Annotated in this window: 28 protein-coding genes and 1 tRNA gene; 10 read left to right on the top strand and 19 right to left on the bottom strand. The window is 66.6% G+C overall.

Going from position 1 to position 25,040, the window contains the following annotated elements; all coding sequences use genetic code 11:
* Positions 1 to 434: 434 nt before the first annotated feature.
* Positions 435 to 653 (bottom strand): hypothetical protein, encoded by a 219-nt coding sequence (locus JOL79_RS31035; RefSeq protein ID WP_210159488.1) that lies wholly within the window; start codon positions 651 to 653, stop codon positions 435 to 437.
* 456 nt (positions 654 to 1,109) lie between these two features.
* Here JOL79_RS31035 and JOL79_RS31030 point away from each other — a divergent pair, with 456 nt between their 5' ends.
* Positions 1,110 to 1,652 carry a P-loop nucleotide/nucleoside kinase family protein gene (locus JOL79_RS31030; protein ID WP_210159487.1) on the top strand — a complete coding sequence of 181 codons (543 nt, stop codon included), beginning with the start codon at positions 1,110 to 1,112 and terminating at the stop codon, positions 1,650 to 1,652.
* Positions 1,653 to 1,707: 55 nt separating this feature from the next.
* Here JOL79_RS31030 and JOL79_RS31025 read toward each other — a convergent pair whose 3' ends face one another.
* The 3 genes from JOL79_RS31025 to JOL79_RS31015 are packed head-to-tail and all read right to left on the bottom strand — an operon-like array spanning position 1,708 to position 4,284.
* A complete protein-coding gene (locus tag JOL79_RS31025; RefSeq protein ID WP_210159486.1) occupies positions 1,708 to 2,445 on the bottom strand; it encodes a hypothetical protein in 738 nt (245 codons plus the stop codon).
* 34 nt (positions 2,446 to 2,479) lie between these two features.
* Entirely contained in the window at positions 2,480 to 3,130 is a 651-nt protein-coding gene (locus JOL79_RS31020; protein WP_210159485.1) for a response regulator, read from the bottom strand.
* Positions 3,121 to 4,284: a sensor histidine kinase gene (locus tag JOL79_RS31015; protein WP_210159484.1), complete on the bottom strand. Its 1,164-nt coding sequence runs from the start codon at positions 4,282 to 4,284 to the stop codon at positions 3,121 to 3,123. The genes JOL79_RS31020 and JOL79_RS31015 overlap by 10 nt, the downstream gene beginning before the upstream one ends.
* Positions 4,285 to 4,486: 202 nt before the next feature.
* Between JOL79_RS31015 and JOL79_RS31010 the strand changes: the two genes are divergently transcribed.
* From JOL79_RS31010 to JOL79_RS30995, 4 genes are all read left to right on the top strand, one after another.
* Positions 4,487 to 4,768 (top strand): DUF998 domain-containing protein, encoded by a 282-nt coding sequence (locus JOL79_RS31010; RefSeq protein ID WP_210159483.1) that lies wholly within the window; start codon positions 4,487 to 4,489, stop codon positions 4,766 to 4,768.
* 344 nt (positions 4,769 to 5,112) lie between these two features.
* Positions 5,113 to 5,499: a winged helix-turn-helix transcriptional regulator gene (locus JOL79_RS31005; RefSeq protein ID WP_307848825.1), complete on the top strand. Its 387-nt coding sequence runs from the start codon at positions 5,113 to 5,115 to the stop codon at positions 5,497 to 5,499.
* Positions 5,500 to 5,544: 45 nt separating this feature from the next.
* Positions 5,545 to 5,952, top strand: a complete 408-nt coding sequence (locus JOL79_RS31000) for a glutaredoxin domain-containing protein (protein WP_307848824.1) — start codon at positions 5,545 to 5,547, stop codon at positions 5,950 to 5,952.
* Between the two features lie 175 nt (positions 5,953 to 6,127).
* Positions 6,128 to 6,670 carry a DUF4142 domain-containing protein gene (locus tag JOL79_RS30995; protein WP_210159481.1) on the top strand — a complete coding sequence of 181 codons (543 nt, stop codon included), beginning with the start codon at positions 6,128 to 6,130 and terminating at the stop codon, positions 6,668 to 6,670.
* 9 nt (positions 6,671 to 6,679) lie between these two features.
* On the opposite strand, the gene JOL79_RS35240 is transcribed toward JOL79_RS30995, so the two are convergent.
* A complete protein-coding gene (locus tag JOL79_RS35240; protein ID WP_269143974.1) occupies positions 6,680 to 6,802 on the bottom strand; it encodes a hypothetical protein in 123 nt (40 codons plus the stop codon).
* Between the two features lie 257 nt (positions 6,803 to 7,059).
* Here JOL79_RS35240 and JOL79_RS30990 point away from each other — a divergent pair.
* The 3 genes from JOL79_RS30990 to JOL79_RS30980 all read left to right on the top strand — a co-directional run bounded on the left by JOL79_RS30990 (position 7,060) and on the right by JOL79_RS30980 (position 8,680).
* Positions 7,060 to 7,132: transfer RNA gene (locus JOL79_RS30990), tRNA-Arg, on the top strand.
* 418 nt (positions 7,133 to 7,550) lie between these two features.
* Positions 7,551 to 7,931, top strand: a complete 381-nt coding sequence (locus tag JOL79_RS30985; RefSeq protein ID WP_210159480.1) for a HEPN domain-containing protein — start codon at positions 7,551 to 7,553, stop codon at positions 7,929 to 7,931.
* Complete coding sequence (locus JOL79_RS30980) at positions 7,910 to 8,680, top strand: hypothetical protein (protein WP_210159479.1); 771 nt, start codon at positions 7,910 to 7,912, stop codon at positions 8,678 to 8,680. The genes JOL79_RS30985 and JOL79_RS30980 overlap by 22 nt, the downstream gene beginning before the upstream one ends.
* 185 nt (positions 8,681 to 8,865) lie before the next feature.
* On the opposite strand, the gene JOL79_RS30975 is transcribed toward JOL79_RS30980, so the two are convergent.
* From JOL79_RS30975 to JOL79_RS30920, 12 genes are all read right to left on the bottom strand, one after another.
* A complete protein-coding gene (locus tag JOL79_RS30975) occupies positions 8,866 to 10,266 on the bottom strand; it encodes a tyrosine-type recombinase/integrase (RefSeq protein ID WP_210159478.1) in 1,401 nt (466 codons plus the stop codon).
* The gene (locus tag JOL79_RS30970) at positions 10,266 to 10,454 is read right to left on the bottom strand and encodes a helix-turn-helix transcriptional regulator (RefSeq protein WP_210159477.1); all 189 of its coding nucleotides are present in this window, start codon (positions 10,452 to 10,454) and stop codon (positions 10,266 to 10,268) included. The genes JOL79_RS30975 and JOL79_RS30970 overlap by 1 nt, the downstream gene beginning before the upstream one ends.
* A 286-nt stretch (positions 10,455 to 10,740) precedes the next feature.
* The gene (locus tag JOL79_RS30965) at positions 10,741 to 11,790 is read right to left on the bottom strand and encodes a DUF3631 domain-containing protein (RefSeq protein ID WP_230985785.1); all 1,050 of its coding nucleotides are present in this window, start codon (positions 11,788 to 11,790) and stop codon (positions 10,741 to 10,743) included.
* 53 nt (positions 11,791 to 11,843) lie between these two features.
* On the bottom strand, positions 11,844 to 12,755 hold the full coding sequence (locus tag JOL79_RS30960; protein ID WP_210159475.1) for a bifunctional DNA primase/polymerase: 912 nt from the start codon (positions 12,753 to 12,755) through the stop codon (positions 11,844 to 11,846).
* A gap of 124 nt (positions 12,756 to 12,879) precedes the next feature.
* Positions 12,880 to 13,242 carry a hypothetical protein gene (locus tag JOL79_RS30955; protein WP_210159474.1) on the bottom strand — a complete coding sequence of 121 codons (363 nt, stop codon included), beginning with the start codon at positions 13,240 to 13,242 and terminating at the stop codon, positions 12,880 to 12,882.
* A gap of 15 nt (positions 13,243 to 13,257) precedes the next feature.
* Entirely contained in the window at positions 13,258 to 13,740 is a 483-nt protein-coding gene (locus JOL79_RS30950; RefSeq protein ID WP_210159473.1) for a single-stranded DNA-binding protein, read from the bottom strand.
* A 40-nt stretch (positions 13,741 to 13,780) separates the two neighbouring features.
* The gene (locus tag JOL79_RS30945) at positions 13,781 to 14,053 is read right to left on the bottom strand and encodes a hypothetical protein (protein WP_210159472.1); all 273 of its coding nucleotides are present in this window, start codon (positions 14,051 to 14,053) and stop codon (positions 13,781 to 13,783) included.
* A 326-nt stretch (positions 14,054 to 14,379) separates the two neighbouring features.
* Entirely contained in the window at positions 14,380 to 16,518 is a 2,139-nt protein-coding gene (locus tag JOL79_RS30940) for a hypothetical protein (RefSeq protein WP_210159471.1), read from the bottom strand.
* Between the two features lie 47 nt (positions 16,519 to 16,565).
* Entirely contained in the window at positions 16,566 to 18,404 is a 1,839-nt protein-coding gene (locus tag JOL79_RS30935; RefSeq protein WP_210159470.1) for a hypothetical protein, read from the bottom strand.
* Positions 18,404 to 19,273: a hypothetical protein gene (locus tag JOL79_RS30930; protein ID WP_210159469.1), complete on the bottom strand. Its 870-nt coding sequence runs from the start codon at positions 19,271 to 19,273 to the stop codon at positions 18,404 to 18,406. The genes JOL79_RS30935 and JOL79_RS30930 overlap by 1 nt, the downstream gene beginning before the upstream one ends.
* Complete coding sequence (locus tag JOL79_RS30925; RefSeq protein ID WP_210159468.1) at positions 19,270 to 19,659, bottom strand: RRQRL motif-containing zinc-binding protein; 390 nt, start codon at positions 19,657 to 19,659, stop codon at positions 19,270 to 19,272. The genes JOL79_RS30930 and JOL79_RS30925 overlap by 4 nt, the downstream gene beginning before the upstream one ends.
* Position 19,660: 1 nt before the next feature.
* Positions 19,661 to 20,029, bottom strand: coding sequence for a WhiB family transcriptional regulator (locus JOL79_RS30920; RefSeq protein WP_210159467.1), 369 nt, complete (start codon positions 20,027 to 20,029; stop codon positions 19,661 to 19,663).
* A gap of 370 nt (positions 20,030 to 20,399) precedes the next feature.
* On the opposite strand from JOL79_RS30920, the gene JOL79_RS30915 reads away from it, so the two are divergent.
* Together JOL79_RS30915 and JOL79_RS30910 are read left to right on the top strand one after the other, a co-directional pair.
* Positions 20,400 to 21,239 carry a GntR family transcriptional regulator gene (locus tag JOL79_RS30915; RefSeq protein WP_210159466.1) on the top strand — a complete coding sequence of 280 codons (840 nt, stop codon included), beginning with the start codon at positions 20,400 to 20,402 and terminating at the stop codon, positions 21,237 to 21,239.
* Positions 21,236 to 21,913: an HAD family hydrolase gene (locus JOL79_RS30910; protein ID WP_210159465.1), complete on the top strand. Its 678-nt coding sequence runs from the start codon at positions 21,236 to 21,238 to the stop codon at positions 21,911 to 21,913. Before JOL79_RS30915 ends, JOL79_RS30910 begins: the two co-directional genes overlap by 4 nt.
* Before the next feature lie 258 nt (positions 21,914 to 22,171).
* Here the strand turns inward: JOL79_RS30910 and JOL79_RS30905 are convergent, their stop codons facing one another.
* Both JOL79_RS30905 and JOL79_RS30900 read right to left on the bottom strand, forming a co-directional pair.
* Positions 22,172 to 23,242 (bottom strand): DUF8371 domain-containing protein, encoded by a 1,071-nt coding sequence (locus JOL79_RS30905; RefSeq protein WP_210159464.1) that lies wholly within the window; start codon positions 23,240 to 23,242, stop codon positions 22,172 to 22,174.
* A 773-nt stretch (positions 23,243 to 24,015) separates the two neighbouring features.
* Positions 24,016 to 24,951 (bottom strand): SRA domain-containing endonuclease, encoded by a 936-nt coding sequence (locus JOL79_RS30900; RefSeq protein WP_210159463.1) that lies wholly within the window; start codon positions 24,949 to 24,951, stop codon positions 24,016 to 24,018.
* Positions 24,952 to 25,040 lie beyond the last annotated feature (89 nt).

Here is a 25,040-nt window from a genome sequence, read left to right as displayed (position 1 = left end):
CCTGGTCCGCGCCGGGGCGACCTTCATCAACGGCAAGCTCGTCGAGCGGCCCGAGGAATCACCGGCTATCGAGGACCCGTCGATAGCCGCTTAAAAGATCCCGATCCACAGGTATTGACGATTGCTCGTCGACGGCGACGGGATGATCAGGCAGGCAGGGCGTGCGCGCCGCGCGGGGCAAGACCAGGTCACGGGCTGATCGCCGTGCCATTAGCGTGCCATTGAGCAGGGTGACGAGGGGTCAATCACGGTCACTCATGACCGGCCCGACGCCCAGGTCAGCCGCCCTACGAGGCGTGATCCATGCGATTCCCAAGCTGACAGCGCGGGTTCTTTCGTCACCTGCTCCAGTGAAGAAGGCCAGGCCGGGGACCGCTTCCCGCCCTGGCTTGATCTTTCTGGGCTACTAACCGATTTGCCGCGTCCACTACGGGTTACGGCTGGCGGCTGGCGAAGAGCTCTAAGTGATAGCACTGCGGGCAGCGATGGGCGTCTATCAGCCATTTGGGGCGGCCCAGCAGCTTGGCTCCGCCGAATATTCCCCGTTCCAGTTCACCTTCCACCCAGACGCCGAAGCCGGGCTGTTGTTGGTCGGCTAGAAAGCCCGGCTCCAGGCCCTGGTGTCCGCAGTGGGTGCACTTTCCATCAGACATTGGACGATCATACGGACAGGCGGGTTTCCCGGCTATGGGAGATCAAGGAAGGGATGACCACGCGGCGGTCACCCTGCGGAACGGCACGCTCATTGAGGTCATGCCGCCCGTGGTAGCTGCTCCGTAGTTGCAGTTCTAGTTGCAATCCAGCGCCGTCCAATGCCGTCCCAGATGGACCGGCCGCGCACGTTGGTCCAGGTGGAACGGATCGGGACGGCCGAGAGCCGAGCTGCTAATGCGGTTTGGGTCTTAAGCCCATCCGGGGTTCAAATCCCCGAGCCTCCGCAGTTCAAAGCCCCTTTCGCTGGCTTCAGCGAGAGGGGCTTTTTGATCTTCCCTCGCACGCGTCCACGAGCGTGGCGACGTTCCCGGTGACCTTGTGGGCCCAGGGCCGGTCTCGACCGCCGGCAGCCCGGGACGCGACGTCCCCATCGGTCAATGACCTACCATCCCGGCATGCCCGTCGTGCTCGTGAACGGCCTGCCCGGCTCGGGGAAGACCACCCTCGCCAAGGCCCTCGCCCAGACTCTCGGCCTGCCTCTCTTCAGCAAGGACCGCATCAAGGAATCCCTCGCCGACACACTGGGCATCGAAGCGCCGCCCGGCGTGACCGGCCGTCAATGGAGCCAGCGACTCGGCGCGGCAGCAGGGGAAACCCTATGGGCGCTACTCGCCGATGCGTCGTATGGTGCAGTGCTTGAAAGCCCATGGCTGGCGAACCTGAGACCGATTGTCATCGCCGGCCTGGAGCGTGCACGAGTCTCCAATGTCCACGAGGTGTGGTGTGACGTCCCCGTATCGCTCGCGCGTCAGCGAAGCGAAAAACGATCCGCCGACCGGCACCCCATCCACTACGCCTCCCATGTAGAGGATCAGCAGTGGGACGAATGGGCACTCCGAGCAGAGCCACTCGCTCTCGGCCCCGTCTACCGCGTGAACACCAGCCAGGCAGTGGACATCACCAAACTGGCCATGCAGATACGCGAAGACCGCTCCTGACGCCTGCGGCGGGGCCGTTCAGCTCCGGTATGGCCCGCGCACCGCTACTGCCGTCCTAACCGGCCATACCGATGAGTATCGCCGCAGCGGCCAGGCCGAGCGCCAGCGGGTAGGCCCACCATCGCGGCGCCGGGCCGTCCGTCAGAACACGCACGCCCAGCGGCACCAATGCCAGGCACAGGCCGACAGCGGCGACAACGGACATCGGCCCCGTGCCCTTGAGCACGCCGATCGGCAGCGCGCTCATCGATGCCAGGGCCACGGATCTGGCGATGCCCAGCACGCCCGCCCGCCACGCCCCGACAGCCAGCACGATCCAGCCAAAGAAGATCGCGAACGACAGCGTGTGGAACACATGGAAAGCGCCGTAGGAGTCCGCGATCGCCTTCTGCGCCGCTTCCAGACTCTGGACGCGGACGAGCTGGAAGGCGAGATGGTTGATCCCGGCGTGGAACGCGCGCGCGAACAGGCCGAACATGACCAGCGTGCCGCCCCACAGTGCCCAGCGCGGCCGGGCCACCCACACACGCCTGACCAGGGCGATGACCGCGGGCCAGAGCAGGACGTTCCCGGCTGCGAACGCACTGTACGACAGGCTCATCCGGCCCGGACTGACAGCGAACGCGGCGAGCTGTGAAGGAAAGAAGCCGTCTACGTCGGCGCGGAGCAGGACTCCGGTGAGCATCAGAACCGGTCCGAGCAGAAGCCCTGAACCTTCGACCCAGCGGCCGGGGAACTCGAACGAGGGGGTTGCCATGTCGTCGATCCAAGCCGTGCCGCCCTCGTCGCACATTGGCGCCCGGACGAGCCTTCGGGTAGTCCTGGTACTACCCCGGCTCGGCCTGCAGGTAGGCCAGGACGGCGAGCACACGGCGGTGGCCGTCGGCGGTGGGCGGCAGATCGAGCTTGGCGAAGATACTGGCGATGTGCTTGGCCACCGCGGCATCGGTGACGAAGAGGGCCTGCGCTATCGAGGCGTTGGACCGCCCTTCGGCGATCAGGGCGAGCACTTCCCGCTCCCTCCGCGTGAGGCGCTCCAGCGGGTCGCGTCTCATGCCCAGCAGTTGCCGTACCACCTCGGGGTCGACGACCGTGCCACCATCCGCGACCTGGACGAGCGCGTCGACGAACTCTGTGACCTGCCCGATCCGCTCCTTCAGCAGATAGCCGACACCGGCGCCGCGGCCGGAGGCGAGCAGTTCGGCCGCATAGGTCTGCTCGACGTACTGGCTGAGCACCAGCACGGCCAGATCCGGCTGTGTCGCGCGCAACGCCAGCGCGGCCCGCAGCCCTTCGTCGGTGAAGCCCGGCGGCATGCGCACATCGACCACCACGACGTCGGGCGAATGCTCATCAACCGCGGTGATCAGTGCGGCGGCGTCTCCAACGGAAGCGACGACCGTATGCCCGAAGCGTTCGAGCAGCCCCGCCAGACCCTCACGGAGGAGCACGGCATCTTCGGCGATCACTACGCGCACGGGATCTCCACAGTCATCGACGTCGGCCCGCCCGCCGGGCTGGACAGCGACAGTCTGCCGCCGACTGCCGCGACCCTGTCGGCCAGCCCCGCCATACCGGTGCCGCCTGCCGGATCGGCGCCGCCGACCCCGTCGTCCCAGATCTCCACGACAAGCACGTCGCCGACCAGACGACCACGGATCCGCGCCCGGTTCGCCCGACTGTGTTTGGCGACGTTCGCCAACGCCTCGGCCGCGACGAAATAGGCCGTCGCCTCGACGGCGTCGGGCAGTCGCTGCGATAGGCGGAGGTCCATGTCGACGGGGATCGGTGAACGCGTGGCGGCGCCTCGTACGGCGGCGGCGAGGCCCCGGTCGGTGAGCACCTGCGGGTGTACGCCGCGGATCAGCTCCCGCAACTCGGCCAGGGCCCGTTGGGCCTCCTCGTGGGCCTGGGCGAGTTGCTCTGCGGCCGGCGAGTCCTGGGGAAGGTCGAGCCGGGCGAGGCCGAGCCGCATGCTCAACGAGACGAGCCGTTGCTGCGCGCCGTCGTGCAGATCGCGCTCGATCCTGCGGCGTTCCGTCTCGAAGGCGTTCACCAGCCGGGCACGCGAGCGGAGCGCCTCGGCCAGCTCGGTTGGAGCGAGCAGCGCCCTGGCCACGGCCTGACGCGCCCCCGCCCACGCGGTGACAACGTAGGCGGCCACCGGAAGCAGGATGAGCCCTGCCGCCGACGCCGTCCAGGCCGCGGCTGGAGCCCAGTCCTCATCGGTGGGTTGCAGGACGGGCGACAGGATCAGTACGGCGGGACCCGCCACGGTGACGCAGGCCACCACCAGGTCGATCCACCAGAGCAAGAGCAGGGAGACCAGGCCCAGCACCGCCTCTCGCGACCGCTGGGAGCGCCACGGGGGGAGCGGCGCAAGGTCGACCAGCTGAAGCCGCCACCGCTCGAACTTCGCAACGAGCGGCACCAGCAGAACCGCGACGGCGAGCCCCGCCAAGACCATCAGAGGGAGGAGCTGCAGTAACGAGATCGCCACCACCGCGGCGACAACGGTGGTGCCGGGTATGAGGCTTGACAGCAGATAGAGCAGCGACCGCCACGGCCAGCCTGACCGCAGGAAGGACAGCGGGCGCCGGGAAAGAGCCTCCAGTGCGGTCGAGGTGTGCACCGTCAGACGCTATCCGCCATGGACCCGAGCCCAAGAGTCCGATATGTCCTCTGCCGGCGTCGGCCCGGCCCACCGCCGGCCGACAGGTCGTCGGGCAGGCGGGTGGGTGCGCTGCTGAAGACCGAGGGTACGCCGACGGGCGTATTGGGGGCATCGCCCCGCGCCGGATGTGCGGCGCGCGTCGTGCCCGGACCCTGGGGTCATGACCTATGACAGTGCTTCGGCGCACGGGCGCGTCACGATGTGCCGACTGTCGTTGACCGGTGTGATCGGGCCGGTCCTGTCGGTCGTGGTGTTCACAGTGGCAGGCATGCTCAGGCCCGGCTATTCGCCAGTGCACCAGGCGATCAGCGCACTCGGGAACGGCACCGGTGGACTGCTCATCGACGCCGCAGGGGTGCTGATGGGAGCCGGAACGCGCGGCACTACGCCTGGTACGCGGCGTTCGGCTACCGACTCTTCCGAGGCCCGGTCGCACAGGTAGATCTCAAAGCGTGAGGACGAGGCGACCACGGAGGCCGCCTCTGGCCAGGCGTCGGTGTGCGGCGGCGACGTGGTCGAGCGGCATCGTCTCGGCCACGCAGGGAGAGGGCGCCCGCTTCAACCAGACCGACCAGCTTGGACAGGAAGGCGGCGTTCGGCGAGCCGGAGGTACGGACGATGACTGCGCGTATTAAATCTCCCCGTCATTCCACGTGTTTGCGGGCTTGAGCACAACCATATGGAGAGTTACTCTCTGTCGGAAAGTGCATACAGCAAGGTGCGTATCGTACGGACGGGAGCGTGATGACCCCTCACACCGCCTCTCAGCGGCGAGAGCAGGCAGGCATGGCCTATGACGCGTACCTCGCGACCTGCCCGACGCGTCAACTTCTCGACAGGATCAGCGACAAATGGGTGAGTCTCCTGCTCAACGCCCTCGCCGACGGGCCGCAGCGCTACAGCGGCCTGTCTCGTAAGATCGCCGGTGTCAGCCAGAAGATGCTCACGCAGACCCTGCGTGCCCTGGAACGCGATGGCCTGGTCTGTCGCTCCGTCACGCCCTCGGTCCCGGTACGGGTCGATTACGCCCTCACCCCGCTGGGGGGAAGCCTGCTGCCCGTGATGCGGGCCATCAAGGACTGGGCCGAGATGCATATCGAACAGGTCGCCGCCGCCCGCGACGCCTACGACAGCCGCTCTCTCGGCCAGGCGTCCCTGCCCGATAACGGGTGAGTGTTGACCGGGCCGTGTTTCACGGTCATTGGGTAGGTTCTCTGTGTGTCTGTGGTCTCGGGTGTGGTCACCGCCGTGGCGATCTCATTTGTCATCGGTTACCTGGCATGGATGATCGTCGCGAACCTGCCCCGGCGTGGCCACGGCACCACGTTCGGGGAGGCCGATCATCAGGGCGTTGTGCTGTACTGGCGGCCCGGCTGCCGATTCTGCATGCGGCTCCGGTTCCGCCTGCGCTTCACCCCGCTGGAGTACCGTGAGATCAACATCTGGCGGGATCCGGAGGCGGCGGCGTTCGTCCGTTCCGTAGCCGATGGGAACGAGACGGTCCCGACGGTGACCGTGGCGGGGGCGGCCATGGTGAATCCCTCCGTCCAGCAGTTGATCGGCGCCGTCCGGGCGTCCGCGCCCCAACTGCCGCCCCGAGCGAAGGACGCCGAGGATCCTTCGTAACCACCGGCCGTTGCGGTACGGCTCGGCTCCGAATCACTGCCCTCGTTCCTGCTCCTCGGGAGGCGCGCGTTGGACTGTTTCGGACGAATGGGTATGAATCGGGCGAAAGAGCGGAGCGGATAGGCCGGGGACCGCGAAGCGGGCTCGGCTGTCCGGACGACATCCGGGGGTTCCCATGGTCAGACGACTCTTCGTCCTGCTCGCCCTCATGGCCGCGACGCCCGTCGCAGGCGGTGCCGTGGCCCTCGCCGCTTCGGCGGCCGAATCGCCGTCCGCGTCGCCGGTTCTGAACGAGCAGGACCGGACCTTCCTGGTCGACGCGCATCAGGGCAATCTGGCCGAGATCCAGGCGGGTCGGCTCGCGGAGAAGCAGGGGACGACGCAGGCGATCCGGGACGCCGGGACGACCCTCGTCCGTGACCACGGCAAGCTCGACAAGGACGTCATGCGTGTGGCGGACAAGTTGGGCGTCGCCCTGCCGGACAAGCCGACCAAGAAGCAGCAGGCCCAGCTGGACGCGTTCGCCGCGAAGGCGGGCACCGCCTTCGACAAGAAGTGGGTCTCCGCAGAGATCGCCGATCACCGCGGCGACCTCGCCGCCGGCAAGCAGGAGGTGTCGGACGGTTCTTCCCAGCAGGTGAAGGAGCTAGCGAAGGGCGCCAAGCCGGTCGTCCAGCGACACCTGGAGATCCTCAAGAGCATCAAGGGCGGTGGATGACGTGGATGCTCAGAGCACAAACTTGACGATCAGCCAGATCAGGACGGCCCACGACGCAAGGCCGACCAGCGTGACCACAATGAGGCCGCGCAGCCGGTAACGCTTGCCCTGTGGACCTGGCGGCTCGTCCACGTGCCCTCCACCGCGAGGTGCTGGTCGCGCACCCCCCGGGCGCAGTTCAGGAATACCAGGAGCGGGTCGCGTGTGCTGACATCCGAAGGCTACGTACGGAGATGTAACCATCACGTTCGATCACCATTGTGGCCCAAGAAGGTCCACAGCTCGTGACGGCTCGGCCTCCCGGCGGGCAAGTTATTGGCGCGGACCGGGGTAGGGGGTCTGGTAGAGTTACACCCGTTGCCAAGCACCTCAGGTGCGACAGGCGGCAGGCGGCCGTAGCTCAATGGATAGAGCATCTGACTACGGATCAGAAGGTTAGGGGTTCGAGTCCTCTCGGCCGCGCAACACGGAAGCCCAGATCATCAGTCGATGACCTGGGCTTTCTCACGTTCTGGATCAGTTGGCTGTGTCCGGCTGTGTCCGGCCGTCAGCCGTTGTCTACGGGTGATCCTTCCCAATGCCTTCCCGCGGGGGAAGCGCGTAGGACTTCGCTGATCCGACGCATGGCGGATCTCGTCATGACCCACGGCGTACTGTTGCCGTTTCCTGCGCGCGGGCTGTGAGCGCCGTTCTCGCGCTCCGAGCCGCGGGGCCGCGAGGGGGCATGAGCTCCCGTGCCCTGAAGAACAGACTGTAGGTAATGTGATCCAATAGGACACACCACTCGCATGGTCACCGTGAAGCCGCTACCCCGAACAACCACCACAGAGCCTTGGGGGTCCCCCTGTCCTCCGCAGCCGACTTCCGCGTTCTCACGCGCATGCGTATGCGCGAGGCGCGCGTACTGCTTGAAGCCAAGGAATGGTCGGGTGCGTACTACCTTGCTGGCTACGCCGTCGAGTGTGGGCTAAAGGCGTGCATAACTCGCAATTTCGGGCGTTATCGCATGCCCGACAAGGATCTAGTCAAAGACAGTCATGTACATGATCTTGAGAAACTCGTGAGGCTGGCGGAGCTTAATGGACAACGTCAGGCACTTGAGGCGAGTGATCCGGCCTTTGCTGTCAACTGGGCGACCGTGAAAGACTGGAATGAAAGCAGCAGGTATAATGAATGGACCGAGGCTGAAGCTAAGGATCTATATAAGGCGATCAATCAGCGCACGCACGGAGTCCTTCAATGGGTGAGAAAGCATTGGTGAAGCGCGACATCCACGAGGGTGCGCGTCTAATCCAAGCGCTGATCGATGACCATTTCTCGGTAACCGCAGCGCTTTGGATTTCACCCCACGATTCTGATGAGTGGCAGCTAGCTATTGCGATGCCAATGAGCAATCGCACCTCCAGGACGGCTGCATATCGACTGATCCAGAAAGAGTTGATGAGCCTTGGCTTGGATTTGCCGCTCAGTAGAATCAGACTCATTAGCGACGACGATCCAAGTATCCAGAACCTGCGTAGCCTAGTCGAAGCAGACACAAGTGGCCGCACAGCGCTTAAAGTAAGTATCTCCGAGGCCTTTGGTCAGTCCTTGGATCAGGGCTATATCTATGCTCTTGGGCCGCTTAAGTACGAACGAGAAGTGCTGTCTGCCCTCCAGCGTATGTCCGATTTGGGTAGGATGTACGAGGCGCGAGCGTTTCTCTCAAATGACGCTCCTGGTGTGGATGCAATTTTCGCAACCGAAAGAAGAATCGTCCTCGTCGAGATCAAGGCACTCAAAAAACCTGTCGATCAGGCACTTATAGCGCGAACGGTAGCGCTTTACAATCCTGCTAGGGAACTTTTTCCTCGACCGGTAGCATTCCTGATAATTTCGAGAAGTGGGTTTAGTGCGGCGGCTTACGACTATGCCGCTATCCAGGCCATCAAGATTGGGTTGGCTCAATGGATGGGGCCAGAGGATGATCCCGCCCTGCAAGTGGCAGTGTCTATGCTCTTGAGTGATTAGGACACGCTCGACATGGACTGCCGAAAGAGCGTGCTTGCTATCGATAGCACATCGATGTTCGGCTCCAGCCTGCAAGAAAGCCGCTCGGTCTATGTGGCAGTTCGGGCTGAGCCCGGGTCGTCAGGCGATGACCCGGGCTTTTCGTTTTCTCGGTCGGCGGTGCCCGGCTGCCTTCGGGTCTCCGGTCAATCCCTCTCAATGTCTTCCGGCGAGGACGGACGTAGAACCTCGCTGATTCGGCGCATGGCGATTTCGTCATGACCCACGAGGCACTTCTCGTAGGTCCGGTGGAGAACCTCCACGCTGTTGCCGGCCCACTCGGATACCTGCTTTGGCGAGACGCCTGCGTTGAGCCAAGTAGAGAGGCAGGCGTGCCGAAGATCGTAGGGGCGTCGTGCGAGCGGTGAGGCGTACTCCTCGGGAGTCAGTGCCTTCTTTCGGGCCTTCCTCCAGATCCGGAGAACCGTACTCTTCGCAAGCACCCCACCGTGCGCACCATGGAAGACGCGCCCGCCGGGGCCGGTGCCGTGGTCTTTGAGGTGCCTCCGCAGGATGGTCACCAACTCGGGTGGACATGGAACCGAGCGCGTCTCGCCCTCGGCGCGGTGCTTGAGACCGCGCGTGTCACGCTGTTCCCCGGTGTCCGTCCACTCTTTGCCAACCTCGGGTGTGGCGCCGGTCAGGTACAGCTCTCCCCAGGTGTCGGCGGCATCGGGAAGGGTCAAGTCCTTCTCCCGCAGATTGACGGCTTCTTCGGGGCGCAGTCCCGTGAAGTAGAGCACGGCGAAGAATGGCATGAGCAAGGCGCCACTCGGCTTCTGGCTTGCCACGGCGGCGAGAAGGGCGCGCGCCTGGTCAGGGTTGACCACGGAGCGGCGGTCAACCTGAAACGTCGTCTTGGTGACCGTCCACTTGAGATCCGGAATCGGGTTTTTATCGAGCAACCCAACTTCCACCGCGTAGGCCAGGGCATTGGACAGGATGACCCGATGTCGCCTGTTCGAGCTGGCGGCTACGCGCTTGCCGTCCAAGCGGATTGTTGCGGCATTGAGCAGCGCCCGCGCGGTTGCAGCAGCCGAGAGCGCCGACACTTGTAGGGAGTTCCGCTCGACCCATTCGAGGATTTCGCGTGGTCTCTCTGGGCAGTTCGGACGCTCTTTAGTGTTGAATCCCCAGCGTCGAAGTGCTGTGCGGACCTCCTTCGAGTCGTACGGGCAGGCGGCGGAGTCGAGCATGCCGAATGTAGCCATCGTGAGCGCGTACGCGATGCCGGCGCGATGCTTGGCAGATGCGTCGGTCCATTTCATGTCCACGAACTTGCAGGCGAAGCTGTACCAGCTCATGTCGGGCCGGTCGGCCCGTGCCCAGGAAGCGGGCTCGCCGGTGGCAAGGCTGAAGGGCTCGCCGCTCCTCGCAGCGGTGACCAACTTGCTTCGGAAGGCGTCGGCTTGAGCTTCCTTCGGGAACGGTCTCTTCCACATGAGCCCGGCGGTTTGCCACAGGACGCGGTATGAGGTGACTGTTCCCTTGGCGTTCTTGCGCTTTTCAATCTTGTAGACGCGGACATTGAACGTCGTGTTGCTCATCAGGCGGCGTCCTCCAGTGCGGCGAGCCAGCGGTCAAGGTCGGCACGGCGGATGCGCAGGTCGCCGTTGGGGAGCTTGATGCACCTCGGGGCGCGGCCTTTGGCGCGCCAGTCGTAGAAGGTCGATCGGGAGATCCGCAGTTCGGCGCAGACCTCGGCGAGAGTGAGCTTGTCGCGGGGTGTGGTCATGGCCTTACCGGTCCTTCCGGCGTCATGAGGGAGGGGTAGGTGACGGGTTTGAGGGGGTGAGCCGTACCAGCCGTACCAGCCTCGTTTTTGCTGGTCAGGGCTGGTACGGCTTGTTTGGTGGTACGGCTTGAGCCGTACCAGGGTTTCAAGCCGTACCGCTGTGACCTGCGGAATTGAGGCTGGTACGGCTGGTACGGCTTCCCCTCGCCAACGGGACAACATCCGCCCGCGCGGCGCCGCCGGCGGGGGTCTCGGGCGCGGGGTCGGGGGTGGGGCAGTAGCGCTGCTAGGCGTCGGCGAAGTCGCTGCGGTGGTAGCCCTTGGCCTGCCCGTGCGGGAAGCGGATCGTGGCCGGGCGGATGTCATATTCGCGCAGGATCGTGCCGAGCTTCATCGGGGTCAGACCGGTAGGGCCGAAGTCGGCCCAGCCGCTTTCGGGGTCGGCCTTGAGCCGTTCGAGCAGTACGGCGGTCGGCAGGGCCGTGTCGGTGCCGAAGGCGGTACGGCAATCGGCCAGCAGCCGGACACGGGTGGAGGTTTGGTCGTTGTCGTCGGCTTCGGCGGTCAGGGCCAGAGCGGCGACGCGGGCGCGGTCGGGCCAGTGGGCGCCGGCGTGGTCGGCGACGGCCACGAGGGGTTCCCAGGTGTCGGCGGCGCGGTCTTCCAACGGCATGGCGGGTTCGGCTGTCTCCAGGGTGGGCAGGTCAGCGCGCAACCACAGCGCGAGGTCGCCGGCGAGCGCGCGCAGCGGGGGGCGGTCGCGCTTGTGCCGGTAGGGGGCGACCGTCTCACCGGGGCCGCGCCGGCGCATCCGGATGACGACGGCGCGGTCTTCGATCGTGTCGGGCATCGCGCCGATACCGGCGAGCGCGGCCATCGCGAAGGTGGGGATGGACTCAACCCGGTTGGCCGCGGCGTCGTAGCGCTTGGCCGGGCGGTTCCGCTGGTGACCGGCGTTCAGCAGCCCGCGAAGGTCTTCGTTGGCGTCGGCCTTGGGGCCGAAGATGGTGTCGGCCTCGTCCACGAGCAGCGTCGGCGGGTCGTCGGTGATGGAGCGGTAGACCGCGGCGGGTGAGGAGTTGACGGTGATGAACGGCTCGTGGCAGGTGGCTTCCACCACGTCCAAGAGTCGGGACTTGCCGCACCGCTTTTCCGGGGCACGGATGACCAGGCGGGGGGCGTGCGCCCATGCGGGTTGGGCGTGGGTGGCGGCGATCCACAGCGCGACGGCATCGGCCGCCTCGGGCGTCGGCAGGATCACGTAGCGGACCAGGGCGGCGCGCAACTGATCGAGCAGCGCCGCGCCGTTGCGTGCTGGTTGAGCGGGGCGGGTCAAGGTCGGTCTCCCTCCAAGTGGTGACATGCGTGAGGGGGCGGGGTGCAGCGTGGTCAGGTGCGCATGCCGGCGGTGAGTCCGGCGGCGATGACAGCGGCGATCTCGCGGGGGCTGTTGGGGTCGCCGTGGGCGTTGGCAGCCTCGGCAGCGTCGGTCAGGGCGTGTTCAACCAGCTCGCGCGGGAGTACGCCGCGGGCGATGAGCTTGCCGAGCTTCCACGCGGCGAGGTTGAGCGCGCGGTTGCGCCCTCCTACGGGTGCGCCGGCGACGCGTTCGACTTCGCCGGTCAGGGCGGCGCGTCCGTAGCGGGACAGCCGGGCATGGTCGAGGTCGGCCAGGCGGGGGCGTGTGCTCGCCGGTGGGGCCGCCGTGGTCGGTGGCGTGGCGAGCAGTGAGGCGAGCCAGGCGGGCAGCGGCGCGGGCGGGGTCGGGTTGGTGATGGTGTAGGTGCCGGTGCCGTCCGGCAGGGAAACGAAGCTGCCGGGGCCGACGACGTAGCCGCCGCGCCCGCGGGTGTCGATCAGCCGGCCCAGCCCGTTGCCCTTCTCGCCGCTGGTGTTGCCCAGGGTCACGCCGGGTGGGGCGGTGAAGTACAGGTGCCTGCCGTCGCGGCGCGTGGTCACGGTGAAGGTGTCGGCGGGGTAGGGCTGGCCGTGCCGCTCGCACAGATGGCGGAACACGTCCTCACCGGTGGTCAGGCCACGTTCGGCGGCGTCGGCGGGCGGGTGCTCACCGGGCTTGGGCAGGTCCAGGTCTACGACCACGAGACGGGAGGGGCCGCAGGCGACGCCGATGTTGCAGGGCCGCCGCTCCCAGAACCGGGCGATCACGTCGGGGTTGGTGGTGGCGTGCTGTTCCCAGGCGGTGAAGCCTCGTAGCGGGTACTTGCCGCGGGGGGTGATGGGGAAGACGTGCCAGCCGCGGGCGGCGCAGTTGAGCGCCGCGGCGATCAGGTCACGGCTCACAGGGTGCTCCTTTCGTGTGGTCGAGCGGTGACGGGGCGGGGGTCGAGGGTGGGACGGGCCGTCCCCCACTTGGTGGCCTTGGCGCGGCGGCTGGTAGGGCCACCAAGTGGGGGTGGCGGGGTGGTCAGGCGGCAAGGTGGTCCCTGTCGCCGGTGGCGGCGTCGGCGAGTACGGCGGCGGTGATGGCCTGTTCGAGGCAGACCTTGTGCACGGGTTGGCCGTCGTCGTCGCGGAAGTGGGCGGTGGTGCCGCAGTAGCGGCACGGGTCGGGGCGCGGGCCGCGGTAGGCCACGCAGTTGGTACAGCCGGGCGGGTGCCGGGGCGGCGAACCGGGGCCGGCGGTCACGCGCACGTCGCAGCACAGGACGCAGCCGGTTCGGTGACGCAGGACGGGCCGGGCGGTGGTCTTGGCCCAATCGAGCAGCAGTCGGCCGTTCCACATCCGGTAGCGCCGCCCGCGGTAGGTCACGATGCCCTCGGGGTCCATCGGCCAGCCCTCGGGTTAGAACGGCGGCTCGTCGTCGGACCAGCCGCCCGACGTGCCGCCGGCGGGCGCCCCCGCGGGCGCGGTGGTGTGCCAGGGGTCGCGCTCGGGGCCGCCGGCGCTGTTGCCGCGGGTGCGGGCGGTCTTGGTCACCTTGGCGGTTGCGAAGCGCAGGGACGGGCCGATCTCGTCCACGGTCATCTCGATGACGGTGCGGTTGTCGCCCTCGCTGGTCTGGTAGGTGCGCATTCGCAGTCGGCCGGTGGCGATGACGCGGGTTCCGCGGGTCAACGACTCACACACGTGCTCTGCCAGGTCGCGCCATGCCGAGCAGCGCATGAACAGCGCCTCGCCGTCCTCCCACTGCTCAAGCTGCTTGTTGTAGGTACGGGAACTGGTCGCGATGGTGAAGCCGGCCACGGCGGTGCCGGTGTTGGTGTAGCGGATTTCGGGGTCGTTGGTCAGGTTGCCGGTGATCGTGATCGTGGTCTCGCCGGACATGGGCGGTCTTCCTTTCAGGGTTTGCAGGGGTGGCGGGTGATCAGCGGACGTTGAGCAGGCGGGCGCCGGGGCGAAGGCGGCGGCCGGTGCTGAGGCAGTCGGGGCAGTAGCCGGTGGAGCTGGCGAACACGCGGCTGAGGCGGTAGCCGGTGCCCTTGCAGGGGCGGCACGTGGCGTAGGGGCGCTGGGCGAGGCGGCGGCGGTAGGCGATCAGGGCGGCGGAGGTCAGGACGGGCAGGGCGAACAGGAGGGCGGGGTTGAGCGCGGCGCCGGCCAGAGCGAGGGCGAGGGCGAGGCAGGCGATTTTCGGCATGGCGAACCACAACCTTCGGCGGTGATGGGGGCGGAACAGAGGGGCGACTTAAGAGGGGCTTTGGTCACGCTCGGTGACGGTCGGCGTGTGACGGCGGGGCGAGTGGTGCGGGGGTGTCGACGTTGGGTGTCCGGGTGTCCGGGTGTCCGAGGTGTGTCAGGAGGTGGGGGGTACCGCGGTGCTGGCGGGGCGTGGAGGGGGTCCCAGACCTCCCGGACACCCGGACGGACGGGCCGTTTGCGCTGATCAGATGGGTGTCCGGGGCGGATGTCCGGGGAGTGAGAGTGTCCGGGCCGAACGTTCGGCCCGGATGTCCGGGGCAACGGTCAGGCGGCCGGCCACTTGGCGATCTCGCCGGGGACGGTGATCTCGCCGCGGTGGATACGCTGCGCAGCCGCTGTCAGGTCCTCTCGGGCGTAGCCGCGGGCCTCGCGACCGTTCCGGATGAACGCCCTCGGGAGGGTGGTCACGCCCAGCGGGCGCAGCAGCGCGGCCAACTCGGTCGGGGTGATGCCGAGAGCATCGGCGAGGGTGGCGCTGTGCATACGGTCGTCGTTGGCGTCGGCGAAGGCGTGCAGCGCGCGGCGAAGGATCTCCGGAAGCGGCCACCCCGGCGTTGGCGCCGCGGGCCTCGCCGGCACGGGCGCCCCGGCGTTGGTGGGCGCGGGGGCGAGCTGGTCTGCCGGGCGGAGCCGTGTGCGGGGGTCGGGCCAGTCGGCGGCCGATCCCGCCGGGGGCGGGGTGGTGGTGCGGGCCAGGGTGAAGGGGTCGGCCCAGGAGTCCGCGCCGCCGTTCAGGACGGTCAACCGGCGCGCCGGCGCCGCGGGGACCGGGGGCGAGGTGGGCGGGTGGTCGAGGGCGTAGGGGTAGGTGGTGGCCTCCTCGGTGGTGTCGTCGGCGTCGAGGTCGGCGAAGGCGGCGGCCATCCGCTGGTAGCGACTGGCGTACGATTCGCCGGCGGCGTCGGCGGATGCGGGGTCGAGGTTCGGTCGGGTGGTGGCGATGACGAGCGCGGCCTGTTCGATCTGCGCGGGCAGCACGTTGTAGGCGCGGAAGGGGCGCGGGGTGGCGCCGTCGAGGCTGACGAACCCGGTTCCCTTGCCGGCGAGCTGGTCCATGGACACGCCGCTCTTCCAGCCGAACATGTGGCCCAGCTCTTCCTCATCCGGGCCGTGCATCTGAATCCGTACGCCGGTCTGTTTGCGCATGTTGACCGGCACCAGATCCGAGGTCGGGCGCAGGGCGGAGATGATGAGGTTGACGGCCTCGTTGCGGCCGATGTTCTGTAGCTCGCTGAGCAGCGCTTCTAGCTCGCGGTCTTTGACCGCTTGGGCGCCTTCGTCCACGATGATGGTGATCTGCGGTAGGTCGGGACTGACCGGCAACAGGTTGGTGTTGTGGGCGCGCTTGAGCCGCCGATAGCTGGCCTTGCGGTGCTTGGCGATGGCAATCCCTGCGGTGATCATGCGCTTGCCTTCCCGCAGGTTCGGGGCGGCCCAGTCGATCGGGCAGCGCTGCACGCGCCCGTCCAACCACACATCGATCCACGGTTGGGTCAGCCCGCCCCCGTTCAGGTCGAGATGCCAGACCAGGTTGTCGGTGCAGCGGCCCAGGGCGACGGAGATGTCTTGCAACAGGGTGGTCTTGCCGCTTCCCCGCTTCCCGGCGATCAGGACCGACTCTTCCCGCACCAGCGCCCCGGCGGGATCGGCGTTGGTGTGCTCACCCCAGCAGATCGGCTCAAGCACGCTGGCCGGGGAGTAATCGGCCGGATAGGTGATGGTCTGGGCCAGCCGGTTGACGGTGGATACGCGCAGCACGACCGCGCCGCGGTGCACCCCGCCGCAGATTTCCACCCCGCACCCTTCGGGCAGGCGGGCATCGGTCGCCAGGGCTTCGGCGAAGCTTTCCAGTTGCTTGCGGGTGATGCCACCGCCGGGCAGGTCCACCAGCACGTCATAGCCGGTGCCGGTGGGCCAGGTAATCACGTCGGTCACGGTGGCGCGGATGCGGCAGACCCGCAGCAGCCGGGCTTCCCATTCGGCGCCGATGCGGGCCGACTGCCGCAACACCAGCGCCTTACCGGCCCGGTTGGTGCGGGGGGTGGCGCTGCCGAGCGGGGCGAGAATCCCCGCGGTCAGCGCCCCGATACCGAGGGCGGCGAAGGTGTTGAGGGTCCACGGCGTGGTTGCCAGTGTCCAGGTCAGCCAGCCGCCCCCGCCGATCCAGCAGGCCATCCGGTAGACGATTCCGCTGGGTGTGGTGTTGCGGTGGGCGCCCACCACGACCGTGCCCAGCAGGCCGGCGGCGGTGACGGCGCCGCCCCAGATCGGGTCGAGGGCGGTCACGTCGCCGACCGTGGCGAGCGCCGCCAGGGCAAGGGTCCCCTGCGCGGTGGCGCTGACGGGGCCGCGCGGGGCAAGGGACCAGTCGGCGCGCGGCTTGGCGGTCGTGGTGGTGCCCACCTGGGATCTCTCCTTTCACTCCTCGCATATGCCGGGTCGGGGGCAGCTCAGACGTTCCACAGTGGTTCGTTGGTGCGCGGGGCCTCCTCGCGGCGCAGGTCGTCGGCGTGGACGCGGCGGAACAGCGGGCCGATCTCCTCAGCCAGGGCCACGAGCTGGGCCTGTGCCTGATAGAAGCGGTGGATGGCCTCCACCACCGCGGGGTCGATGGGGTATTCGGACTGAAGGCGGGTGGTGTAGGTGCGCACCGCGAGCGCCACGTAGGCGGGGACCTCGGGAAGCTGGTCGAGCTCGCGGGCGACCACCCACATGTCGGTCGGGGCGTAGCTGGCGGCGGCGGCGTTCATCTCGGCGGCGGTGGCCGCCAGCGGGAAACTGCTCATGGTCGGTGTTCTCCTGCGGTAGGTGCGGGTGGTGGTGGGTGTGGTCGAGGCGGCACCACCAGGGGTGGCGCCGTTCGTGCTGGCGGGGTCGTCCGTGGTGGTGTCGGTGGACTCGTCGGGAGGGACATCCGGCACCGCCCGGAAGAACCGGATGCGAAGACCGCACGCGCACGTGACGGTGACCTCCTCTTCGGAGGCGGGGATGGTCACGGTGTGCCAGACGCCACATCGGGGACACCGGGCGGTCCCAGTGAGGTCCGACTCCCCGCCGTTGTCGTCCTTGGCGGCGGTGGTTTGCTCGTCGGCAGCCGGGGCGGTGGTGGCCGCGCGTGTCGTGAGGCGGCGCCACCATGAAGTCAGCCAGGCCACCAGCGCGACCGCCGCGGCGGTGATCTCGGCATCCCAGCGCCGCGCCCCCTTCCGGGCGGTCAGCGCCGCCCGCCGGGCTTGGCGGAAACCGCGGGCGGTGCGCGCGGCCTTCCATGCGGTCGAGACCCGGCGGCCGGTCCGGCGGTCGGCCCAGATACCCGCCCGGCGGGCGGACCGGCCCACCGTGCGGCGGGCGGCGTGACCGGCGTTGCGCAGGCGCCGACCGGTCCGGGCGAAGGCGCGCCCGCCCCGGCGCGGGGCCTGCCGCGGGGTCTGCTCGGTACCCGCCGCGGGGGTCGTCTGCCCGCGGGTGCGGGTGCGGGTGCGGGTGCGGGTTGAGCGTGGTGACGTGCCCGCCTTCGTCGTCGTGGCGGCGGTCTTGGTGCCGTTTCGGGTCGCTCGCATGGTGCTCCCCGCCTTCGTCGTCGTGGTGCCGGTCTTGGTGCCGGTGCCGGTGGTCCGCCTGCGTGGATCGCGTCGGCGGAACCGCCCGAAAGCGCCCTTGCGGGTCGTTCGGTGGCCGGTCCCGTCCTCGGCGGAGCGGGGCGAGCGCCCCCACCATCCGCGGCGCCCGCTGGTCCTCGCCCGCTCGCGGGACTCGTGCGGGGCGGCGGTCCGGCCACCCCAACGGGCGGTCCGCTCGGCGCGGTGCGGTCGGCGTCCGATCCCTTCGGACCGGTGCGCGGTCCGCCCGTTGATTCGTCCACCGGTCCGCCCGCCTTCGCGACCGGTACGGCCGGATGCGGTCGAGACCGAACCGCGGCGCCGCCGCTCCATCGCGCCGTAGGGGTGGGCATCGGCGCGCCCCATGCGGCGCCGGCGGATGTAGACCAGCGCCCCGCCCCCCGCAGCGGCGCCGCCGGCGGCCAGCCCCCACGGCCCGGCAAGCTGATACAAGCTCGCCAGCACCGCGGCGGTTGCCGACAGCCCGCCGACTGCGAGATGCCCGGCGGGGATGCCCCGCTCGTGGCTGGCGGGTTCCTCGGGATCGGGCGCCTCGGCCTGCGGGACGTCACCGGCCGGTGGTGGGTCACCTTCGACGGCCGGGGGCGGGGCGGCGGGGACCGCGGGAAGCGGCACGGTGGTCTCCGCCGGCGGGGGCTGCTCGTCCACGGTGGTGGTGTCGTCGGTCATCAGTGGTCACCTCCTTGCGTGATCTGCTCGGGGATCAGGGTGGGGTGGTCGGCGGGGTCGGCGGGCGCCTCGGTACGCAGCCGGGCCAGCAGCACCCCGGCGCGGTCGGTCGAGATCGACTGACCGGTCTGCCGTACGGCGTCGCGGAGCCGGTCACGGGTCAACGGGATGCCGCGGGCTTCGTGGTCAGCGGCGATGCGCCACCCCAGCGGCATCAACTCATCCACATCCGCCGGCCGGGCCGCCGTACGGCGCGGCCGGTTGGAGGTCGCGGCGCTCTTGCTCGTCCGCGGCTTGGCCGGCGCCGTCGCGGGCGCGGGCTCCTCGGGCGCCGCGGCCGGGGCAGGCGTCGGCGGGGCGGGCGGCGTTGCGGGTGCGGCGGCGTCCATCTCGGCGCGCAGCCGGGCTTCCGCGACGGCGATACCGCGCTGTACCGAGGCGGCGGCCTCGGCGACAAACAGCAGCAGCACCGGGCCGCAGGAGTGAATCAGCACCCCGACCGCATCCACCCCCTTCGGGGCCAGAGCGGGGCCGGCGGCGTTCAAGCTCCACGTCATCAACCCGGCGGTCCAACGCAGCATGGTCAGCCAGCCGGCGCGCACCCCGTAGCGGTCCAGCGCCGAACCACCGACCAAGGCCACGATCAGCCCCAGGTCCACCATCGGCGACAGCATCCACGCAATCGCCGGATGAACGCCGTGCGCCAGGAGAAGACCGGTCACGTTGCCGGCGCCGTAGACCATCACGCCGACCGCGACCCCCCACACCGCGCGGTGAACGGTGCGGCTGGTGCGCTGCAACCCCGCCAGCTCGGCCGCGGCATGTGCTCGGTTCAGAGGCGGGGGGCTCTGGTAGGTGGAGGCGGTCACGCGGCCACCCCCGCAGCCTCGGCGCAGTCCAGGCACGTGCCCAGGTGGCGCGGAAGCACGTACCCGGCATCCCTGCCGCAGTCGGGACAGGTGCGGCGGGCGGCGTTCGCCTTCGCCAGCGCGTCACGCTGCCGCGGGGACGGCGTCCGCTTCGGCAACGCGAACCGCACGTCATACAGGTAAGCGGCGCGCACCCCGCCGCGGGCGCCATAGCGGCGCGAGCGCCATAACACCTGAGCCTGTACGCCCTGCCCGCCGGGACGAAGCCCCATCGCGGCAAGCTGCCGGAGCGTGAGGAGATGAGGCGGCGCCATCCGCCAGGGGAAGGTAGGGATGCCGTACCGCTGGCCGGCAGGGTCCCAGAACGCAGCACGGATGCGGCTCATGTCAGGCCGCCTCGGGCAGCGGCGCGGACAGGCCCAGCCGGGCCGCGGTGATCTCCTGCGCGGCGTAGCCGCCCCACACGCCGTCACGCGGGCGCGCCGCCAGCGCGTAGTTCAGACAGGCCAGCCGCGCCGGGCACATGGCGCAAATCGCCTTGGCCTTGGCCTCGCGCGACCCCCGCTCCGAGTCCGGCTCCTCGTCAATGTCGGGGCTGGTGAACAGATCGGCGTCGGCGGTCGTGCACACCGGTCCGGCGTCGAGAAGAACGGCCAGCAACGCCGCCGACTCCTCCTTCTCGCCGAACAGCGCGCTCACAGTGTCACTAGGCGCGGTGCCGCGTCGGGTCCGGCGCTGGTGAGAGCCGTAGGTCATGATGAGACCTCTCCTTCTTGTAAGGGGGAGCGAGGGGCGGCCTGTGTCTTGGCGGATAGGGGCCGCCCCTCTGGCGATGATCGAAAGAGATGGGCCATGCCCATCACCTGTCACGTGCGCAGCGTCACTGCCTGCGCGAGCCGCCTTTTTCGGTGGGAGGCGGTAGCCCGAATGAAGTTATGAAGTGGCGAGTGCTCAGCCCGTCGGCGCGCGGCCTATAGCCGCCTTCCCAGGTCTTCCGGCTGTGCAGGTTGCCTAACCTGCCTAAGCAGGCTGGGCAAGCACCATGCTGACTGGCTTGCCTAGTCATGTCAAGAGGCATGCGCAGGCTGCCTAGGAAAGTTGGTCAAGCGGCACTAGGCTGGCGGGTATGGAACTTGACCCGGATGACCCGCGTCCGCCCTACATGCAGGTAGCCCACCAGTTGAGGGCCGCCATCCTCACGCGAAAGTTCGCTCCGGGCGACAAGCTTCCGTCCGGCCCTGAGCTCGCCAAGCGCTTCGGCGTGGCCCGCATGACCGTTCAACAGGCCATCCGTGAACTCCGGGATGAGGGCTTGGTGGTCTCCAGACAGGGGAGCGGAGTGTTTGTTCGCGAACGGACCGCGCGTCCTGTCGGCCTGCGTCCACACATCGAACAGGCATTCAAGCGCCCCGAGGTCTCGATAGAGTTCGCGGGCTTCTCTGGCGAGACCCTGCACGGGGCGATCCAAGAGCCGCTTGACAGCATCCGCGCCGGCAAGCTGGTTCCTGAGAGCATCAGCATCCGCATCCTGATCCCGGATACGTCACGTGCGTGGTCTCTGCCGTGCCGAGTCGACACCCTTGAAGATGAGCCGCTTTTCCGTAAGCGTGCGGAGCGGATCACTTCACGCCACGCTCACGCCATCGTGGATTCCGTACAGGAATTGAAGGATCTCGGTCTCGTCGCAGCGGCGTCTGCCGAGGTGCGTGTCTGTGGCGAACCGCCGCGATCCAAGCTCTACGTGATCAACGGCGAAGAAGCGTTCTTCGGCTTCTATCCAGTCACCGAGCACACCGTTGCTCTCGGCGGGGAGCCGCAGGCCATGTATGACTTGATGGGCAAGGATGCGGAGCTGTTCCACTTCGCCCTGAGCGACGGGGAGGACTCTGCGTCCGGCCAGTTCGTCAAACAAGCCCGCGCGTGGTTCGACAGCGTGTGGAGCACGGTCGGGCGAGAGTTCGCGTGACGGCGCTCATGGGAACCGCCCTACAGGACGTGATGCGGAAAGCTGAATGCGTCCTTCTCGACTTCGACGGCCCAATTTGTGACATCTTCGCTGGCCTGCCGGCGCCCCAGGTCGCCGCGTCACTGCGCACCTTCCTTGCTGCGCGTGGCGTCGAGATCCCGCCAGCAGTCGAGGTGCTTGACGATCCGCTGGCGGTCTTCCGATTCAGCGGGCAACTTGGGGCGGAAGTGAGCCGCGCCACGCTGGACGCGCTCACGGAACTTGAAGTTGAGGCGACAGAGACGGCGCGGCCGACTCCGGGGGCCGCCGAGCTCATCTACGAGTCGAAGAGGCTCGGCAAGGCCGTAGCCGTGGTCAGTAACAACTCGTCAGCCGCGGTTACGGCATACCTACAACGGGTTGGTCTCGCAGTCGCGATCGACTACGTGTCAGCACGCGTCGATCCAGACCCAGACCTTATGAAGCCGCATCCGCATCTAGTACGGCGAGCGCTCGAATGGCTTAATGGCAATCCACCGGCAACCGTGCTCGTGGGAGACTCCGAGACGGACATGGAGGTATGCCAGGTCACGGGAGTTGTCGCGATCGGGTACGCGAATCGGCCCGGAAAGGTGTCTCGGCTCGAAGCGGCGGGTGCTGATTACGTCGTGACCAATATGGCGGACCTACTCTGAACCTGGGTCAGTTCGTATCTTGCAAGTCATTCTTCGTCCCACAAATACGAGGGTGGCCGATCCTCGTAGTAGCTAGTTCCGTAGTCTCCGACTACCCAACCGCGCTTTTTGATTAGGGCCGCGATCTCCTCAAGTAGTTCATGGACTTTGGGGTGCTCCGTGTATTCGTCATCCAGATATATGTCGTCGAGCTCTGGAGGGTTGAAAGCGATCCAGAGTAGTGCACTTTGACCTTGCATAAGACTCCTCCGATGATGTTCACAGGCCGGCCTTCGAGGCTGACTTTTTGCGCCGACAATCGATCGCTATGACGTCGATCGCTTCGGGTCCAATTTGAGCCAATGCCGCTAGTTCGGCTTCAATCTCACTGGGTTCCCTCTCATGGCACATAGCTATGTAGTATCCCCAGTTGGCGCCAGCGGCTTGCATGTACAGTGGCAATTGGTTTGTGAGGCCATGCCGAAGCTTCTTTGGTTCTCGATCCTTTTTGAACTCAATCACGCACACGGAGTCATTCAGGGTGAGAGTTAGGTCTGTTGGGCCATTGCCGTGGTTGGCTCCAGGGTGAACTTGGATGCGAAGTGCCTCAAAAGTGAGGCTGGCGAATAGTCTAAAGACTTCTTGATGACGCGTTTCGTGCTCAGGCTCGTCATTGGCATCGTAGAGAAGCTTCCACGTGCCTTGATCTCGAACAGCGATGGCGAAACGTTCTGCGGTATCACGGACCGCGGCCATCAACACCATCTCGTTAGAAAGACCTTCGTACCGTATCGTGGGGAGGTACTCAGTTCTGCGCGAGTTAAGGGCAAGGAGGTTTCTTTGCAGGTTTCCGCGTGCATCCCGACCTAAAGAAGCGAGTGGGTCACGATAGCCTGCCGCCACCAGGTCGAACCTGGTGGGAGAGATTAAGCGACCAACCACTAAGGACGCATCATCTATCCCTCTCATGTTACTTGATGCGGTATTTGTAATCCTGCAATCTGATCTCACGGTGCCTGTGATTCTCGTACCGTCTCTTAGCAGGATTTCTGCGGTCTGCTCGTCTACGTACCTAGTATCGCCAGAGTGAACGAACCAGTCGCCAACTCTGGGGTTGAAGGTCGTTACCTCATCTAGCTGTAAACCACGTATCAGATCAGCAATTAGATCACCTATCAGTGCGCTCCGATACAGCCCACTTAGTGGCCGGTTTTCGCCGACGTCCCACAGGGTGCCGAGTAAGCCCACGCTGAACCGGCCGAGCAAACTGCCTAGGACATTAAGGCGCACGTAGTATGCTTGAAATGTTAAGTTCGGGTCGTCTTTTGCGGGTATGTCGTTCCAGGCCATAGTTGCTCTTCCTGTTAGTGTCGAGGCATGCGAGCTTCTTCGAGCTCGGGCCTTTCTCTCATCTCTGGGTCGCGAGGCGGTACGGAGCGGCGTCTATTTTTCCTTAGACGGATGGTTCGCCTTTCGTTTTTCTCTTGTTTGGCCTCATCTTCGCCGGGCCAGCGGATATGCGGTGCTAGCTTCCTGATGGGCTCGAACCTCCAGCGGTTCCTCACGGGTGCTTCACTCGTGAGATTGCCAAAAGGGTCGTACGATTGTTCAACTAATCCTGCTTCGATGGCTGCTTGTAGTCTCTTCAATTTCCGGCGCATGGTAATGCGTACTCGTAGAGGTGACCACATTCCTTCGACTAGCAAATCTGCCGCATCTTCCATGCGGTCAGACAACCAGATTGGAATGCTACCTCTGATCTCAGGCCTGTCACTGATCTCCCAAGCGCCGCCGCTGCCCTCTTGAGAATCTTCATAGGAGCAGCGCCAACAGGTGTCAGCTAGCGCGGTGTAGTACTTCACTACACGCCTGGGAATGCGAGCTATAAGTGCTGCCGCTTCAAGATCTCGGACGATCTTAAGGAATTCGCTCCGGACGGCATCATGCGTAGCCCATCGTTCATGTTCTACTGCGGCCAGGTACTTGTGTACCTCAGCGCGGACCTTACGACGCTCCGGATTGCGTAGCAACCAGGGCGCCAGTAGTGCGCTTACGAAGACGGCGGTTAGTGCATGACCTAGCAGCTCGCTGATGAAGGACATAACCCTAGTTTTCTGAATTTCTCATGGTGACACGCGAACGAAGGAGCCCTCCGACTCCTCATATACGCAGTGCATACCGAGCCCGCTCAGTAAATCGATGAGATCGTCGTTTGGCTGAGCGGGCAGAAGTACGGACAGCTTCACACCTTCTGGCAGGTGCCTCCTGTAGTCAAAGAGCTGGCCGATTGCTTGGCGAATTGCATCGCGTGTTGCTGATCCTTTTGCTTCATAGAGCTCGTTTGTGGCCTCGTCATAGATGTCAGTCCAGAGAGGACGTGTGCTCCCGGCTGGTTGAATTTGCCACCGCTTGATTGTATGCCCTAGATCTAACAGGTAACGAGAGTAGCGGGCTACAAGGTCACTCTCGCGCCGTAGGGCGGTTCCGGCAGAGGTAGCAGAACGCTCGAAGGTGGACGCGTTATGCAACTCGGGCGCTACGAGTGCGCACTCAGAAGTGTCGCGCATATCGCCCGCGCCGCTAGTGTCTTCGCTGCGTCGAAGCGCCTCGCCTACAGGTCGAAGCCTAAAAACAAAGACGGTCCTTAGCTCTCCCTCGCGGTCGGGTGCTTCCTCAACGAAATAGGGGTAGTCCTTGTCGACTTCGAATTCCCCTAGGTATCGGTGCTTCTTGTGTCCGCTGGCAGGGTCAATGCCGTCATACACAAAAAGTCGAAGAGCGCGGCCTTGTGCTCGATGCTCCAGTAGGGTGCGGTTTCCTCGCTTCATCACCTGCGGGCCAAGCGTCCCTGCGCCCGTGTAGAGGAAAGTGGACCCGTCTGCACTCCAGCCGTCGAAGTTATATCCAAACGTCTCGCCGACTTCCGGCTCGGAGTAGATGAAGACGTTCGAAGTCTCACGTGATGGGAGGATCCCACCTTGGATGGATGCGCCGTACTTGGCTTTGCGCTCAGTGCGCGTTAGGCGCGCGCCTACAGGGGTGTCCCAGTCTGCGGTCACGAGTGGGACTGTAGCCCGAAGGAGCGACAACTTTGGAGCGAAGCATGACCACCGCGTCTAGAAGCCTGAGACCGTGGCAGGAGGCCGCG

The sequence above is a fragment of the Microbispora oryzae genome (assembly GCF_017896165.1).
In the GTDB taxonomy this organism is placed as follows: domain Bacteria; phylum Actinomycetota; class Actinomycetes; order Streptosporangiales; family Streptosporangiaceae; genus Microbispora; species Microbispora oryzae.
This window is presented reverse-complemented; position numbering and strand designations above follow the sequence as displayed.

Bases quoted from the DNA above. Each gene is read 5' to 3' on its own strand.
- JOL79_RS31035 (WP_210159488.1), bottom strand. From the start codon at position 653: ATGTCTGATGGAAAGTGCACCCACTGCGGACACCAGGGCCTGGAGCCG.
- JOL79_RS31030 (WP_210159487.1), top strand. From the start codon at position 1,110: ATGCCCGTCGTGCTCGTGAACGGCCTGCCCGGCTCGGGGAAGACCACC.
- JOL79_RS31025 (WP_210159486.1), bottom strand. From the start codon at position 2,445: ATGTGCGACGAGGGCGGCACGGCTTGGATCGACGACATGGCAACCCCC.
- JOL79_RS31010 (WP_210159483.1), top strand. From the start codon at position 4,487: ATGACCTATGACAGTGCTTCGGCGCACGGGCGCGTCACGATGTGCCGA.
- JOL79_RS31005 (WP_307848825.1), top strand. From the start codon at position 5,113: ATGGCCTATGACGCGTACCTCGCGACCTGCCCGACGCGTCAACTTCTC.
- JOL79_RS30995 (WP_210159481.1), top strand. From the start codon at position 6,128: ATGGTCAGACGACTCTTCGTCCTGCTCGCCCTCATGGCCGCGACGCCC.
- JOL79_RS30985 (WP_210159480.1), top strand. From the start codon at position 7,551: ATGCGTATGCGCGAGGCGCGCGTACTGCTTGAAGCCAAGGAATGGTCG.
- JOL79_RS30980 (WP_210159479.1), top strand. From the start codon at position 7,910: ATGGGTGAGAAAGCATTGGTGAAGCGCGACATCCACGAGGGTGCGCGT.
- JOL79_RS30975 (WP_210159478.1), bottom strand. From the start codon at position 10,266: ATGAGCAACACGACGTTCAATGTCCGCGTCTACAAGATTGAAAAGCGC.
- JOL79_RS30970 (WP_210159477.1), bottom strand. From the start codon at position 10,454: ATGACCACACCCCGCGACAAGCTCACTCTCGCCGAGGTCTGCGCCGAA.
- JOL79_RS30955 (WP_210159474.1), bottom strand. From the start codon at position 13,242: ATGGACCCCGAGGGCATCGTGACCTACCGCGGGCGGCGCTACCGGATG.
- JOL79_RS30950 (WP_210159473.1), bottom strand. From the start codon at position 13,740: ATGTCCGGCGAGACCACGATCACGATCACCGGCAACCTGACCAACGAC.
- JOL79_RS30945 (WP_210159472.1), bottom strand. From the start codon at position 14,053: ATGCCGAAAATCGCCTGCCTCGCCCTCGCCCTCGCTCTGGCCGGCGCC.
- JOL79_RS30935 (WP_210159470.1), bottom strand. From the start codon at position 18,404: ATGACCGACGACACCACCACCGTGGACGAGCAGCCCCCGCCGGCGGAG.
- JOL79_RS30925 (WP_210159468.1), bottom strand. From the start codon at position 19,659: ATGAGCCGCATCCGTGCTGCGTTCTGGGACCCTGCCGGCCAGCGGTAC.
- JOL79_RS30920 (WP_210159467.1), bottom strand. From the start codon at position 20,029: ATGACCTACGGCTCTCACCAGCGCCGGACCCGACGCGGCACCGCGCCT.
- JOL79_RS30915 (WP_210159466.1), top strand. From the start codon at position 20,400: ATGGAACTTGACCCGGATGACCCGCGTCCGCCCTACATGCAGGTAGCC.
- JOL79_RS30905 (WP_210159464.1), bottom strand. From the start codon at position 23,242: ATGGCCTGGAACGACATACCCGCAAAAGACGACCCGAACTTAACATTT.